Source organism: Achromobacter sp. NCFB-sbj8-Ac1-l (assembly GCF_052695805.1).
Genome location: NZ_CP199812.1, coordinates 2,286,309 through 2,299,951, shown reverse-complemented (window position 1 = coordinate 2,299,951; position 13,643 = coordinate 2,286,309). Strand labels below are relative to the sequence as shown.

Sequence of the window (13,643 nt, the reverse complement as noted above, 5' to 3'; positions counted from 1 at the left end):
AAGGGTGGATATGATCATTCCCCTGGATTATCAATAATATTATCGGGAACAAAAATGACGGATGACACGCAGGGCGGCAAGCCCGCCAAGGGCCCCTTCGACAGCGACGGCGCCCAGTCGCGCGGCGTGGCGCGCGGGCTGACCAACTACGGCGACATCGGTTTTTCGCTGTTCCTGCGCAAGGCCTTCATCAAGGGTGCGGGCCTGTCCGACGACGCGCTGTCGCGCCCCATCATCGGCATCGTCAACACCGGCAGCAGCTACAACCCCTGCCACGGCAACGCGCCGCAACTGATCGAAGCGGTCAAGCGCGGCGTGATGCTGGCCGGCGGCCTGCCGATGGACTTCCCCACCATCTCGGTGCACGAGAGCTTCTCGCAGCCCACCAGCATGTACCTGCGCAACCTCATGTCCATGGACACCGAGGAAATGATCCGCGCCCAGCCCATGGATGCCGTGGTGCTGATCGGCGGCTGCGACAAGACCGTGCCGGCCCAACTGATGGGCGCCGCGTCCGCCGGCGTGCCGGCGATCCAGCTGGTGACCGGGTCCATGCTGACCGGCTCGCACCGCGGCGAACGCGTGGGCGCCTGCACCGATTGCCGCCGCTACTGGGGCCGCTACCGCGCCGACGAGATCGACGCGCCCGAGATCGCCGACGTCAACAACCAGCTGGTGGCCAGCGTGGGCACCTGTTCGGTGATGGGCACGGCCAGCACCATGGCCTGCATCACCGAAGCCCTGGGGATGATGGTGGCGGGCGGCGCATCCGCCCCCGCCGTCACCGCCGACCGGGTCCGCGTGGCCGAGCGCACCGGCGCCACGGCCGTTGCCATGGCCGCCTCGCGCCTGACGCCCGACCAGATCCTGACCGGCAAGTCCATCGAAAACGCGCTGCGCGTGCTGCTGGCCATCGGCGGCTCGACCAACGGCATCGTGCACCTGACGGCCATCGCGGGTCGCCTGGGCATCGACATCGACCTGGCGGGCCTGGATCGCATCAGCCGCGAGACCCCGGTGCTGGTGGACCTGAAGCCCTCGGGCCAGCACTACATGGAAGACTTCCACCATGCCGGCGGCATGCCGGCGCTGCTGCGCGAGCTGCGCCCCTTCCTGCACCTGGACGCCCTGACGGTATCGGGCCGCACGCTGGGCGAGGAACTGGACGACGCGCCCGCCCCGTTCACGCAGGACGTGATCCGCAGCGCCGCCGACCCGATCTACCCCGTGGGCGGCCTGGCCGTGCTGCGTGGCAACCTGGCCCCGGGCGGCGCCATCATCAAGCAATCGGCCGCCAACCCCAAGCTGATGGAACATGAAGGCCGCGCGGTGGTGTTCGAAGACGCCGAAGACATGGCCCGCCGCATCGACGACGAGGCGCTGGACGTGACCGCCGACGACGTGCTGGTGCTCAAGCGCATCGGCCCGACCGGCGCGCCGGGCATGCCCGAGGCCGGCTACATGCCGATTCCCAAGAAGCTGGCGCGCGCCGGCGTCAAGGACATGGTGCGCATTTCCGACGGCCGCATGAGCGGCACGGCGGCGGGCACCATCGTGCTGCACGTCACGCCCGAGGCGGCGATTGGCGGACCGCTGGCCTACGTGCAAAATGGCGACCGTATCCGCCTGTCGGTAGCGCAGCGTGAAATCGCGCTGCTGGTGGACGACGCCGAGCTGGCCCGCCGCATGGCGGCCCGCCCGGTCGAACGCCCCACCGCCGACCGCGGCTACCGCAAGCTGTTCCTGCAGACGGTCACGCAGGCCGACCAGGGGGTCGATTTCGACTTCCTGCGCGCCGGCGTCACGCGGGATACGGTGCCCAAGAAATAACCCCCACCCTGCCCCGCACCATGAACGCCATCACCCCCGACGCCCTGCAACCCCAAGCGCCCGACGCCGTCTCGCAAGCGGTGGCCGCGCTGGAAGAAGACATCGTCTTCGGCCGGCTGCATCCGCGCGAACGGCTGACCGAAGACGAGTTGATGGCGCGCTTCGGCATGAAGCGCCATGCGGTGCGCCAGGTGCTGGTGGACCTGGAACTGCTGGGGGTGGTGGAACGCAAGCGCAACGTGGGCGCGGTGGTGCGGGCGTTTTCAGTGAACGAGGTGATGGAGCTGTACGCGCTGCGCGAGGTGCTGGAGGTGCACGCCGCCAGCCTGATGCCGCTGCCCGTGCCGCAGGCGCGGCTGGCGGCGCTGATCGCCGTGCAACGCGAACACGATGCCGCGGTGGCCGAAGGCGACGCGCGCCGCGTGTTCCGCAGCAACCAGCGCTTTCACCGCGAGTTCTTCGGCCTGCTGGACAATACCGTGCTGGGCCAGGCGATCGAGGAATACGCGCGCCGCACTCACCCGATCCGCTTTGGCTCGCTGGCCGCGGCCAACTACCGCGAACGCGCCCGGCAGGAACACTGGGCGATGATCCATGCCTTGCGCGATGGGGACCGCGATACGCTGATGGCGGTATGCCGGGACCACCTGCTGCCTTCGCGCGACGCCTATCTGGCGTCGGAGCAGGCGCGGCGCGGGGCCTGAAGCGCGGCGCGCCAGCGACCGCCCCCCGGCCGTGGCGCCCTGCACCGCGCCCCGTCCCTGACGCTTCGACGCGCTGTCAGCGCGCCTGATCGGCCAGATATTCCCTCAGCGTCGCCACCAGCGCCGCGGCCGCCGGCGGCAGGCTGCGATTGCGCGCCGTCACCAACCCGATCGACCGCTCGGCCACCGGCCCGATCAGCGGCCGCTGCACGATGCCGTTCTGCGCCACCGCGCCTGCGGCGATCTCGGGCAAGGCCGCCACGCCAAAGCCGCATTCCACCATCGCGACGATGGTGGTCAGGTGCTCGGCTTCAAAAGCCGGGGTGAAGCGGATGCGATTCTGCAGAAAGGCCCATTCGGTGTACTGGCGCACGCTGCTGGGATGCACCATGGACACGTGCGCGGCAGACGCCGTGTCGGCCCAGCGCAAAGGCCCGCGCGACTTGGCCAGCGGATGCGCCTGGGGAATCAGCAGGATGAAGCTGTCGGACATGAGCGGCACGTAGTGCAGGTCGGCGTGCTGCGGGTCGGCGGCGGTCAGGGCAAAGTCCACCTCGCCGGCCCGCACCAGGTCGAAGGCGGGGCCGGACAGCGTATCGCGCACTTTCAGCGCCACCTGCGGGTGGGCCTGGCGATAGGCCATCAGCACGCGCGGCAACAGCCGCGCGGCCAGCGACGGCAGCGCGGCCACCGAGACCTGGCCGTGCTCGGCGCTGGCGATGCCGCTGACGGCGGCGATGGCGTCGCGAAACGCCACCTGCAAGGCCGCGGCCTGCTGCATGAAGACTTCGCCCGCGGCCGTCAGCCGCACGGTGCGGGTGGTGCGGTCGAACAGCTTCACGCCCAGCGATTCCTCGATGCGCTGGACCTGGGTGGACAGGGCCGACTGCGACAGGTGCAGCTGCGCGGCCGCCTGGCGGAAGTTGAGCGTGCGGCCAAGCACCAGGGTGGTGTCGATATCGCGCATGGAAAGATTGATCTGCATGTCGGCGGCGGCCTCGGCCATTGATCTGATTTGTCGATCATTCTATCCAAAAAATCTGATTCATCAATCAAACAAGCTTCTCTACACTCGGCGCCCAATACAGATGCAGCAGCGGTTTCAGAATAAGGAGCAAACCATGCAGACGGACGCGAAGGCCCTGCCCAATCCGGGCGCGGCACATGCGGTGGTGGTGGGCGGCGGCACGATGGGCGCCGACGTGGCAGTGGTGCTGACGCGCGCCGCCTGCCGCACGACAGTGATCGAGCCGGACGCCGCGCGCGCCGCCGCGCTGCCCGCCCGCGTGGCGGAAAACCTCAAGACCATCGGCCGCGAGGCCAACGCGCCGCTGCTGGGCACGGCGCCCAGCCTGGACGCGGTGGACTGGGCCAGCGTGGACCTGGTGATCGAGTGCGTGCCGGAACGGCTGGACATCAAGCAGGCGCTGTTCGCCGACCTGGTGCGGCGCGCGCGGCCGGATGCGGTGCTGGCCAGCAACAGTTCCAGCTTTCCGATCAGCGCGATCAGCCAGGGGCTGACGACGCGCGAGCGCATGCTGGGCCTGCACTTTTTCATGCCGGCGCACCTGGTTCCGCTGGTGGAAGTGGTGATGGGCGAGGCCAGCGACGAGGCCCGTGCGGATGCGCTGATCGCGTTCATGCGCCGCTGCGGCAGCGTGCCGGTGAAGGTGCGCCAGGACCTGCCGGGTTTCCTGGCCAACCGCCTGCAACATGCGCTGTCGCGCGAGGCGTTCCACCTGATCGACCGCGGCATTGCGTCGCCGGAAGACGTGGACGCGGCGGTGCGCTTCGGTTTCGGCTTCCGCTTCCTGGCGGCCGGCCCGGTGATGCAGCGCGACCACGCGGGGATCGATGTGCACGCGGCGGCCGGCGCGACGATGTATCCGACGTTCTGCAACGATGACCACCCGGCGCAATGCCTGGCCGAACGCGCGGCGGACGGCCGCTACGGCATGAAGGCGGGTGAAGGCTTCTACACCTGGACACCGGAAACGATCGCGGCCGAACGCGCGCGCTACGACCGGCTGCTGCGTGCGGGGCTGGACCTGATTGCGCCGGAACTGCCGGAGATCCAGCCATGAGCGCGGCTACCTTTGCCCGCGCGGCGCTGGCCGAGTCGCCGGTGATCGTGACGGTGGCGCCGAACGGGGCGTACAAGCAGGCGGCGGACCATCCGGCGGTGCCGATGACGCTGGACGCGCTGGCGTTGGAAGCGCGCGCCTGCCTGGATGCAGGCGCGGCGATGATGCACATGCACGTGCGCAAGCCGGACGGCAGCCATCTGCTGGATGCGCACGCGTACCGCGAGGCGCTGGCGGCGGTGGACCGCGCCGTGGGCCGCGAGCTGCTGGTGCAGGTGACGAGCGAGGCGGCCGGGGTGTACAAGGCGGCCGAGCAGATGGCACTGGTGCGTGAGCTGCAGCCGGAAGCGGTGTCGATGGGCCTGCGCGAAATCGCAGTGCCGGAGATTCCCGAGACGGAGCTGGCGGCATTCCTGGCCTGGGTGGCCGAGCGCCGCATCATGGCGCAGATCATTCTGTACGACGAAGGGGATGTGCGCCGCTGGCTGTCGTTGCGGGCGCGGGGGCTGGTGCCGCCGGGGGCCTGGTCGGTGCTGTTCGTGCTGGGGCGCTATAGCGTGGGGCAGACGTCGTCGGCTTACGATCTGCTGCCGTTCCTGGCGGCTTACGACCATACGCTGCCTTGGACGGTTTGCGCGTTTGGCGCCGAGGAAAATGCCTGCGTGACGACGGCGGCGGCGTTCGGGGGGCATATGCGGGTGGGGTTCGAGAATAATCTGAAGCTGCGGGATGGCAGCATCGCGACGGGAAATGCTGATCTCGTGCGGCAGGCCGTTGAAGGCGCGCGCGCGTTGGGGCGGCCTGTGGCGGATGCGGCGGATGCCCGGCGCATTTACGGCGCGGTAGCTTGATTCTTTATGCTGATTGCGCGGCCCTGGCGCTTGCGGCTTGTTCCTGAGTCAGGGGGTTGTCCTTTGCTGCTGCAGGGCAGCTTTCCTGGGCCGCTGGGACGAGGTGTGTGCTTGACGTACTCGTCACGCTCAGCGGGGCATGGAGATCAAATAAGTCGTTGAGGGTTGCCGCAACAATTGCGCGATGTCTGGCATTTTTACGTCCAATGCGTGCATCAGGTAGAGAGGATAAAAAAAATCGTCGTATCCCAATGGCGAATCGGGGGCATATTGCACGTTGTCCTCGAACGCCTGCCTTTCGCCGGATTCCGCGCAAGAAACCTCGCCTTCCTCCAGATTCAGATCGTATTCAATTCTGCGGATCTGTCGTCCGTTCTCATAGAACTCGTAGAACATGTATGGAATCCATATATCCACCGAAAAATTGAATACCGGCGTTTGGCTTCGCGCTGAAAATTCCTCGCTGATTTTCCTGCCCTCGTTGACCAGCCCCCCTCCCTCCACGATGACATGGCCGCCAACGGGGCGGGTCATGATCAGCGCATCGCGGCGGTCCCCTGCATCGGCATCCATCCATCTGTCGCAGGCTTGAATTTCGACAAGCGAAAAATTCGCCACGAAGGAATCAACCGTGCTTTTGTCGATCAAAAGCCAGCTTTTACGGCTGAAATTCTCGAAAATTTCGTTCATTGTTTCCGTCGATTTTTCCGGAAACGCGGATTCCGGCCGTGCATCCACGTTTCCCTGAATCAAGATCTCAACCTTTGGGCAGGGCCAGCCGGGATTCTCGCCTTTTTTCTGCGAAGAAAGAAGTTGCCCCCCCGCCTTTTGCGGGACGGTGGCGCCGGCCCTGGCTCTGCCCCGGCTACGCCCGCTCGATCCGCGCCGGCAGCCCCTGCCGCACCGCGGCGCCCGACACCCAATCGATCCACACGTTGGCGTGCGCCCCGCGCGTGGCGTCGCCAAAGCCCAGGTCGTTCAGGTTCACGCCCGCCGCCAGCGCGGGGTCGTGCGGCATGGGCTCGCCATCCACGACGTGCGCGCGGGCGCCCAGCTCGGTATGGCCATAGCCGTGCTCGATGCCCACGGCGCCCGGCTGGATGCCATCGCGCAGCAAGGCCAGGCCGGTCACCGCCCCGCCGGGTGTGACGATGCGCACGGGGTCGCCGTTGCGCAGGCCCAGGCGTTCGCCATCCTGCCGGTTGATCGCCACCGGGTTGTGCGGATGCACCTGGCGCAGCCGGTCCACGCCGATCGACATCGAGCTCATCAGGTTGGACTTGAACGAGCTGAGCAGGAACGGCCATTCGGCCTGCGGATACTGCTCGCGCATGTCCCGGCCGTCCGCCAGCCGCGGCGGATACCACGTCGGACAGCCGCTGTAGCGCTCGCCCGTCATCGCGTGGCGAAAGCCCGCCAGCTCTTCGCTCCAGACCTGCAGCGGCCGGGCCCAGGCCTGCCGCGTCTGGCGCGCGCCTTCGGCGCCGGTCCAGGCGTCCTGCATGCGGTCAAAGCGCCCGCCGCGGCTCATCACCATGGCGACGCGGCGCCATTCGTCCGGCTTGAGCTTCTGCTGCAGCTGGTCGCCATAGCGCGCCACGCCGGTCAGGGCCAGGTCGTCGTCGCTGGCTTCGGGCACCGGGCGGCCCGCGGCAAAGGCGATGTTGGCCATGCCGCGCAGGAAGAAGTCTTCGGCCGTGTCCAGCGGATAGCGCTTGCCGTCCGCATCGGCGATGGCATCGGCGCCGAAGCCCGGCATGCCCAGCCGCTTGGCGCAGGCGATCAGGAACGATTCCAGGCACACCGGCGCGCCCTCTGCGGTGCGCGCCACCCTCGGCGCCACGGCCGGCCAGCGCACCGTCGACGCCTTGGCCACCACGTCGGCCCATGGCGCCGACACGCCCCAGCTTTCGTAGGTAACGGTGTCGGGCACGATGTAGTCGGCCAGCGCGCTGGTTTCGTTGATGAAGGGGTTGATCGACACCGACAGCGGCAAGACCGCGGGGTCCTTCAGTTTGTCCAGCAGCACATTCTTCAACCCGGCTATGCCATAGACCGGGTTGCTCATGTGGTTGAACCAGACCTTGGCGTGGTATGGATAACCGGCCAGGGCGGATGCCAGCATCTCGGAACTGAGACCGCCGGTCGCCGGATACCAGGGCGCCGCGGCCGGATAGGCCGGCTGCCCCGCGGCCTGCTTGCGCTTGAACTCGCTGGATTTCTCGTACGGAAAGCGGTTGCGCGACAGGCTCACGCCCTTGGGCGTGGCCCGGTTGGCAAAGCCGGCGATGTTGTAGCGCGGCCCGGCGCCATAAGGCGGGAACGGACCGGCGTCCAGCACCAGCCCGCCTTCCGCGTTCAGGTTGCCGACCAGCGTGTTGAGCATGGCGATGGCATAGGCGGTGTAGAAGCCCGCCCCACTCATCGTGCCGCCGTGCGCGTCGGCCACCGCGCGCTTGCCGTAGCTGGTGAACCGTTCGGCCAGCCGGGCGATCGTGGCGGCCGGCACGCCGCACAGGGCGGCGTATTCGTCCAAGGTCTTGCGGCGCGCTTGCGCTCGCAGCAAAGCCAGCGACGTGCACACCCGCAGGTCCGTGGGCGCGCCGGCCAGGCCGGGCGCAGCCAGCGCCTCGTCGACGAACAAGGCAGCCGGCGTGGCCACGGTATGCGGCGCCAGCGTGCCGTCTTCCAGGCGCACCACGTACACGTCTTCCCACTTATCGCCGGCATCGGCTGGCCGCGGCCAGCCCAGGTCGGCGCCGCGCAGGAAGCTGCCTTGGCGCGGGTGCCCGGGTTCAGTCACCACCAGATGGGTGGCGTTGGTCCAGGCGGCCTCGCCGGCCGCTTTCATGGCGGCGGGCCCCGGCTGCGACAAGGCGCGCGCGTCAAAGCGCTCGTGGTCCAGGATCCAGCGGATCAGGCCCATGGCCAGGGCCAGGTCGCTGGCGGGGTTGACCGGCACCCATTCGTTGCCCGACCCGGCCGACAGGCTGGACGAGGCCGGCAACACGGGCGCCACCACCACGTAGGTAAAGCCGTCTTCGTCGGGCCGCGTGCGGGCCTCGGCCAACTGCCGGGCCTGGCGCTGGAACGGGTTGCCCGCCTGCGCGGGCGCGGCGCCGATGAACAGGCCAAACCGCGCCCGGTCCCAATCGGGCTTGCCATGCGGCATGCCTTTCAGGTCGCCCAAGGCGGCGCCCGCCCCGACCCGGAAGCTCTGGCCGCAGTAAGAACCGTGGTTGCTGAAGTTGACGGTGCCGAACGACTGCCCGGCAAAGCGCTGGATCAGCGGCGTGCGGCCTTCGTTGGACGCGTCGGTGAACAGAAACTGATTCACCTTGGCCCCGTACTCCGGGTTGGCCGGGTCCAGCAGGGTGTCGCGGTCGAAGATCGCGCGCAGGCCGTCCACATGGCCTTCGCCGAACAGGTCGCCGCCCTCGCACACTTCCTGTACCAGCTGCTCGAACGAAATGCGCTGCCACTTGCCTTCGCCCCGGCCGCCGACGCGCTTGAGCGGCTGCAGCACGCGGTACGGGCTGTGCATCTGTTCCAGCATGGCCGAGCCGCGTGCGCATGACGTGGCACGGCCTTCCAGACCGTGGTCGCCGCCCAGTTGCGCATAGACCTCGCGCACGGGAGTGTCCATGGCCGCGGGCCGGGTGGTGGCCAGCGGATGGTACGGGTTGCCCGCCACGCGCAGGATGCGGTTGGTCGCGGTATCCACCCGCAGCCGCACGCCGCACTGGGTCCAGCAGCCCAGGCAGCTGGACGGGCTGACGGTCTGGCCCGGTTGCGTGGTCAGCAGGCCCGACAAGGGGTCGATGCGGAATTCCGGCGGCAGCGAATTGCCGCGCACGGCGTCGGCGGTGGGCACGCCGGCCGTGCCTTGGGCCAGGCCTTTGACGGCCTTGGCCACGGTATCGCCGTAGCCGACCGCAAACGCGGCCATGCCGCCGGCCACCACGCTGCCGCGCGCGATCAGCTTGCGGCGGGCGGCATTGTCGGGGCGATCGGGTTCATCCGCGGGGCTCGCGGGCGGGGTTTCGGGGTGTTGCTTATCCATGGCGTATCTCGATGTCGATGTCTCGTGGGGCGGGCCGGCGGGCAGCGCGGGCCCGCGACCGGCGCGTGGTCTCAGGCCGCGAGGCTGCGGACGCGCGCGGGGTACAGTTCCAGCGCGCAGGTCACGGCGGCGACCAGCGCGGCGCACAGTCCCAGCACGCCGACCATGCCGAGCAGGCCGTCGCTGCCCCAGGGCATGTCGTACAGGTACAGTCCGGCGCCGTACTTGGGTACGCCCTGCACGCTCATGAAGACCACCCAGCGGAAGATCCAGGCGGCGGCCAGCAGGGTCAGCGCCAGCGCGGCCGACGGCAGCGGTGCGGCCAGCGTGCGCGGGGCGCGCTGCAGCAGCGCGATCATGCAGAACGCGGTGACGATGGCGCCGGCCAGGCTGGCGCGCCACACCGGAAACTCGGCGAACAGGCGCAACGCGGCATCAAACGAGGGGTCCAGTCCCATCAGGCCCAGCAGGGCCCAGGCGCCCGCGCCGAGGGTCATCGATACGATGGCCGCCACGCTGAGGCGCCGCATCAGTTCGACGGGCAAGGCCCGCAGGCCGCCAGGCAGCCAGCGCGCCACCAGGAACATGGCGCCCAGCGATCCCAGCCAGGCGGTCAGCGCGAAATTCAAGGGCAGGAACGGCGTGTGCCACAACGGCCGCGAGCGCAGCACCATGACTTCCGCGCCGGTGTAGACCAGGATGGACACGGCCGACACGGCCAGCGCCACCGCCACCAGGCGCACCCAGGCGATGCGCCCCCACCACCAGGCGGCGCAGAACAGCACGGCCAGGCCGGTGAAGACAGGCAGAAGCAGCGCGCCCAGCCACATCCACGACCACGGCGTGAGCCGGGTATAGAAGTGCCAGAAACGGCCGGGCTGGTGCAGGTCGGCCAGCAGCGACACGGGCGCGGCGATGGCGGTGACCAGCAGCACGGTGACGGCTGCGGGCAGCAACCGGCGCGCGGCCGAGCCCTGGCCGCCGAAGGCGGCCCACGCGGCAACGAGCGCGGTGGCGGCGCTGATGCCGATGAGGAAGAAGTACTGCACGGCCCACGGCAGCCAGGCGGCGTCGTAGACAGGAGTGAGCAATTCGGTGATCTGCATGGCGGTCCCCTGCTCAGTGGCCACCGGCCAGGCGTACGCCGGCCTGGCCGTCGATCTGGTGCACGAACGCGTCGGGCAGGCCCAGGTAATAGACGTGCGGATCGGTCTTCATGTCGGGCTTGAGCACCTTGAGGTCGGCGCGATGTTCGGCCATCAGGGTCGAGATGGCGCTGTTCGGATCGTTCAGGTCACCGATGATGCGGGCGCCGCCGACGCAGCTTTCCACGCAGGCGGGCAACAGGCCGGCTTCCAGGCGGTGTTCGCAGAAGGTGCACTTGTCGGCCGTCTGGGTGTCGTGGTTGATGAAGCGGGCGTCGTAGGGACAGGCCTGCACGCAATAGCCGCAGCCGACGCAGCGCTCGTTGTCGACGAGGACGATGCCGTCTTCCCGCTGGAAGGTCGCCTGGACCGGGCAGACGGGCACGCAAGGTGGGTTGTCGCAGTGGTTGCACAGGCGCGGCAGCATGACCATGGCGCAGGGGCTGCCATTGTCGGGTTTGACTTCGTACTGCAGGACGGTGGTGCGGAACTGGCCCAGCGGGGGCAGGTTTTCAAGCGAACAGCTGACGGTACAGGACTGGCAGCCGATGCATTTGCGCAAGTCGACGAGCATGCCGTAGCGCTTGCCGGGGTGGCCGGGACGGCGGGGGGGCTGCTGATTGATGCCGGTGGCTTCGGCGTGGATGGGAATGAACGTGGCGGTGGCGGTCAGGCCCAGCAGGCTTTTAAGGAATCCGCGTTTGCCTGGAAGGGGGTCGGGTGGGGGGTGCGTGTTCATGGCTGGCTCCGCTAAATATCGTTACAGGCATGAACTTATCGCTATTGGTTATATAGAGCCTTGATATGGGTCAAAAAAAAGGGGACGGCGCTATTTTTCAGAATGTTCTGATTCTCGCCCCCCGGGGCGCCGGCTAGAGTGCCCCTTGCCGCGCATTCCTCCCCTTGCCCAATCCCCGGCAATCCGCAATCAAGGATTGGTACAATTATGACAAATTAGTACAAATAATTCAGAATGCGTCATTCTTTGCGCAGGCTCACTCTGTCAGTGAAAGCAGATTTTCGCGGCGTTTCTTGGTCGCAAAAAAACCCCGAACGGGGAAGCATCAACTGGAGAACCGATGTTGAATAAGATGGTGAAAATAGGGGCACTGACGTTGTTGTCGGTCGTCATGGCGGGATGCGCGACAGAGCGCTCCCAATCCCTCGCGGTACCCACCACCGCGGCCGCGACCAAGGCATACCAGGGTCCGCGCAGCCCGATTTCCGTGGGCAAGTTCGACAACCGCACCAACTACCTGCGCGGCGTGTTCTCCGACGGCGTGGACCGCCTGGGCGGCCAGGCCAAGACCGTCCTGGTCAGCCACCTGCAACGCACGGGCCGCTTCCAGGTCATGGACCGCGACAACCTGTCCGAAATCGCCCAGGAAGCGTCGTTCAACAAGCAGGCCAACCGCATCAAGGGCGCACGCTACGTCATCACCGGCGACGTCACCGCCTTCGGCCGCAAGGTCACCGGAGACCAACAGCTGTTCGGCATCCTGGGACGCGGCAAGGAACAGGTCGCCTATGCCAAGGTCGATCTCAACGTGGTGGACGTCACCACCTCCGAAGTCGTCTATTCCACCTCGGGCGCAGGCGAGTACAGCCTGTCCAACCGCGAAGTGGTCGGCTTCGGCGGCACGGCGGGCTATGACTCCACGCTGAACGGCAAGGTCCTGGACCTGGCCATCCGCGAAGCCGTGGACCGCCTGGTCGAAGGCATCGAACAAGGCGCCTGGGCGCCGGCCGGCAACTAAGGGGAACCGCATGCAAACCACCATGGCGCAACCGCGCCGGACCACGCACGCCTTGCGCACGCTGGCGATCGCCACCCTGACCGGCCTGCTGGGCGCCTGCGCACAGCCCGCCAAGCCGATGTACAGCTGGGACGCCTACCAGCCCACGGTCTATGCCTACCTGAAGGAAGACGGGGCCGACTACACCGTGCAGGCACAGGCGTTGGAAAAGAACGTCGAAAAGGCCCGCGCCACCAACGCCACGCTGCCGCCCGGCTTCCGCGCGCATCTGGGCATGCTGTACCTGAAGATGGGCGACGAAGGCAAGGGTATCGAGCAGTTCGAAGGCGAGAAGACCGCCTTTCCCGAAGCCACCCCGTTCATGGACTTCCTGCTGCGCAACGCCAAGAAGCCCGTCGACGCGGCCCAGGCAAACAAGTCGGCCGCCAGTGACGGCGCGGACGCCGTCGAACCCATCGCGCCGAAGACGCGCAAATCCGGAGGTTGATCATGACGAAATTCTTGCGCATCGCCCTCCTCGCAGGCATCGCGCTGCTCGCCGGCTGCGCCGGACCGCAGCGCAACGTGGACTACACCGCGTTCCGTGAAAGCAAGCCCGTATCCATCCTGGTGCTGCCGCCGCTGAACACGTCGGTGGACGCGGCCGCCGCGGCGGCCGTGCTGTCGCAGGCCACCCGGCCGTTGGCCGAATCCGGCTACTACGTCGTGCCGGTGGGCGTCATGGAAGAAACCTTCCGCCAGAACGGCCTGACCACGGCGGAAGACATCCATGAGTTGCCCGCGACGCGGCTGCGGGAAATCTTCGGCGCGGACGCCGCGCTCTACCTGACCGTCAAACAGTACGGTGCCAGCTACCAGGTCGTGTCCAGCAACGTGACGGTCTCGATCGACGCCGCACTGGTGGACCTGCGCAACGGCGCCAAGCTGTGGGACGGCACCCGCACGCTGTCCCAGGGCAGCAACAACAGCGGTGGCGGCCTGATCGGCATGCTGGTGCAAGCGGTGGTCGACCAGGTCGTCAACACCTTGTCCGACCGCAGCTACGGCGTGGCGGGCATGACCAACAACTCGCTGCTCAGCGCGGGCACCCCCGGCGGCATTCTGTACGGCCCGCGTTCACCGCGCTACGCCACGCAGTAACCCCCCTCTGCCCTGTCTGCACCAAGCGCCGCCTTCCCGCGGCGCTTGGCGCTTCTGCAAGGCTGGCGC

Annotated in this window: 12 protein-coding genes; 7 read left to right on the top strand and 5 right to left on the bottom strand. The window is 67.9% G+C overall.

The features are described 5' to 3' along the window. Positions 1-54 precede the first annotated feature (54 nt). Both ACUDP5_RS10585 and ACUDP5_RS10580 read left to right on the top strand, forming a co-directional pair. A complete protein-coding gene (locus ACUDP5_RS10585; protein ID WP_445658713.1) occupies positions 55-1,830 on the top strand; it encodes an IlvD/Edd family dehydratase in 1,776 nt (591 codons plus the stop codon). A 20-nt stretch (positions 1,831-1,850) separates the two neighbouring features. After that, positions 1,851-2,534, top strand: coding sequence for a GntR family transcriptional regulator (locus tag ACUDP5_RS10580; protein WP_445658712.1), 684 nt, complete (start codon positions 1,851-1,853; stop codon positions 2,532-2,534). 76 nt (positions 2,535-2,610) lie between these two features. Here ACUDP5_RS10580 and ACUDP5_RS10575 read toward each other — a convergent pair whose 3' ends face one another. Continuing rightward, positions 2,611-3,519 (bottom strand): LysR substrate-binding domain-containing protein, encoded by a 909-nt coding sequence (locus ACUDP5_RS10575; RefSeq protein ID WP_445659147.1) that lies wholly within the window; start codon positions 3,517-3,519, stop codon positions 2,611-2,613. A gap of 136 nt (positions 3,520-3,655) precedes the next feature. On the opposite strand from ACUDP5_RS10575, the gene ACUDP5_RS10570 reads away from it, so the two are divergent. Together ACUDP5_RS10570 and ACUDP5_RS10565 are read left to right on the top strand one after the other, a co-directional pair. After that, a complete protein-coding gene (locus ACUDP5_RS10570) occupies positions 3,656-4,618 on the top strand; it encodes a 3-hydroxyacyl-CoA dehydrogenase family protein (RefSeq protein WP_445658711.1) in 963 nt (320 codons plus the stop codon). Next, positions 4,615-5,469 carry a 3-keto-5-aminohexanoate cleavage protein gene (locus ACUDP5_RS10565; protein WP_445658710.1) on the top strand — a complete coding sequence of 285 codons (855 nt, stop codon included), beginning with the start codon at positions 4,615-4,617 and terminating at the stop codon, positions 5,467-5,469. The genes ACUDP5_RS10570 and ACUDP5_RS10565 overlap by 4 nt, the downstream gene beginning before the upstream one ends. Positions 5,470-5,598: 129 nt before the next feature. On the opposite strand, the gene ACUDP5_RS10560 is transcribed toward ACUDP5_RS10565, so the two are convergent. The 4 genes from ACUDP5_RS10560 to dsrO form a co-directional block, all read right to left on the bottom strand. After that, positions 5,599-6,159, bottom strand: a complete 561-nt coding sequence (locus ACUDP5_RS10560) for a hypothetical protein (protein ID WP_263911752.1) — start codon at positions 6,157-6,159, stop codon at positions 5,599-5,601. Positions 6,160-6,334: 175 nt separating this feature from the next. Further along, on the bottom strand, positions 6,335-9,532 hold the full coding sequence (locus ACUDP5_RS10555; RefSeq protein WP_445658709.1) for a tetrathionate reductase subunit A: 3,198 nt from the start codon (positions 9,530-9,532) through the stop codon (positions 6,335-6,337). A gap of 71 nt (positions 9,533-9,603) precedes the next feature. After that, entirely contained in the window at positions 9,604-10,638 is a 1,035-nt protein-coding gene (nrfD, locus tag ACUDP5_RS10550; RefSeq protein WP_445658708.1) for an NrfD/PsrC family molybdoenzyme membrane anchor subunit, read from the bottom strand. A gap of 13 nt (positions 10,639-10,651) precedes the next feature. Beyond that, positions 10,652-11,416: a sulfate reduction electron transfer complex DsrMKJOP subunit DsrO gene (gene dsrO, locus ACUDP5_RS10545; RefSeq protein WP_263911747.1), complete on the bottom strand. Its 765-nt coding sequence runs from the start codon at positions 11,414-11,416 to the stop codon at positions 10,652-10,654. Positions 11,417-11,756: 340 nt separating this feature from the next. On the opposite strand from dsrO, the gene ACUDP5_RS10540 reads away from it, so the two are divergent. From ACUDP5_RS10540 to ACUDP5_RS10530, 3 genes are read left to right on the top strand one after another with little or no spacing between them, the layout of a single operon-like run. Continuing rightward, on the top strand, positions 11,757-12,434 hold the full coding sequence (locus ACUDP5_RS10540; RefSeq protein ID WP_445658707.1) for a CsgG/HfaB family protein: 678 nt from the start codon (positions 11,757-11,759) through the stop codon (positions 12,432-12,434). A 10-nt stretch (positions 12,435-12,444) separates the two neighbouring features. Next, positions 12,445-12,921, top strand: coding sequence for a DUF4810 domain-containing protein (locus ACUDP5_RS10535; protein ID WP_263911745.1), 477 nt, complete (start codon positions 12,445-12,447; stop codon positions 12,919-12,921). A gap of 2 nt (positions 12,922-12,923) precedes the next feature. Further along, positions 12,924-13,574 (top strand): DUF799 domain-containing protein, encoded by a 651-nt coding sequence (locus tag ACUDP5_RS10530; protein ID WP_263911743.1) that lies wholly within the window; start codon positions 12,924-12,926, stop codon positions 13,572-13,574. Positions 13,575-13,643: the final 69 nt, after the last annotated feature.

What these genes read in the sequence shown, in the direction of transcription:
- ACUDP5_RS10565 (WP_445658710.1), top strand. Translation starts at nt 4,615, where the DNA reads ATGAGCGCGGCTACCTTTGCCCGCGCGGCGCTGGCCGAGTCGCCGGTG.
- ACUDP5_RS10585 (WP_445658713.1), top strand. Translation starts at nt 55, where the DNA reads ATGACGGATGACACGCAGGGCGGCAAGCCCGCCAAGGGCCCCTTCGAC.
- ACUDP5_RS10560 (WP_263911752.1), bottom strand. Translation starts at nt 6,159, where the DNA reads ATGAACGAAATTTTCGAGAATTTCAGCCGTAAAAGCTGGCTTTTGATC.
- ACUDP5_RS10555 (WP_445658709.1), bottom strand. Translation starts at nt 9,532, where the DNA reads ATGGATAAGCAACACCCCGAAACCCCGCCCGCGAGCCCCGCGGATGAA.
- ACUDP5_RS10540 (WP_445658707.1), top strand. Translation starts at nt 11,757, where the DNA reads ATGTTGAATAAGATGGTGAAAATAGGGGCACTGACGTTGTTGTCGGTC.
- ACUDP5_RS10530 (WP_263911743.1), top strand. Translation starts at nt 12,924, where the DNA reads ATGACGAAATTCTTGCGCATCGCCCTCCTCGCAGGCATCGCGCTGCTC.
- ACUDP5_RS10580 (WP_445658712.1), top strand. Translation starts at nt 1,851, where the DNA reads ATGAACGCCATCACCCCCGACGCCCTGCAACCCCAAGCGCCCGACGCC.
- ACUDP5_RS10535 (WP_263911745.1), top strand. Translation starts at nt 12,445, where the DNA reads ATGCAAACCACCATGGCGCAACCGCGCCGGACCACGCACGCCTTGCGC.
- ACUDP5_RS10575 (WP_445659147.1), bottom strand. Translation starts at nt 3,519, where the DNA reads ATGCAGATCAATCTTTCCATGCGCGATATCGACACCACCCTGGTGCTT.
- ACUDP5_RS10570 (WP_445658711.1), top strand. Translation starts at nt 3,656, where the DNA reads ATGCAGACGGACGCGAAGGCCCTGCCCAATCCGGGCGCGGCACATGCG.
- dsrO (WP_263911747.1), bottom strand. Translation starts at nt 11,416, where the DNA reads ATGAACACGCACCCCCCACCCGACCCCCTTCCAGGCAAACGCGGATTC.
- nrfD (WP_445658708.1), bottom strand. Translation starts at nt 10,638, where the DNA reads ATGCAGATCACCGAATTGCTCACTCCTGTCTACGACGCCGCCTGGCTG.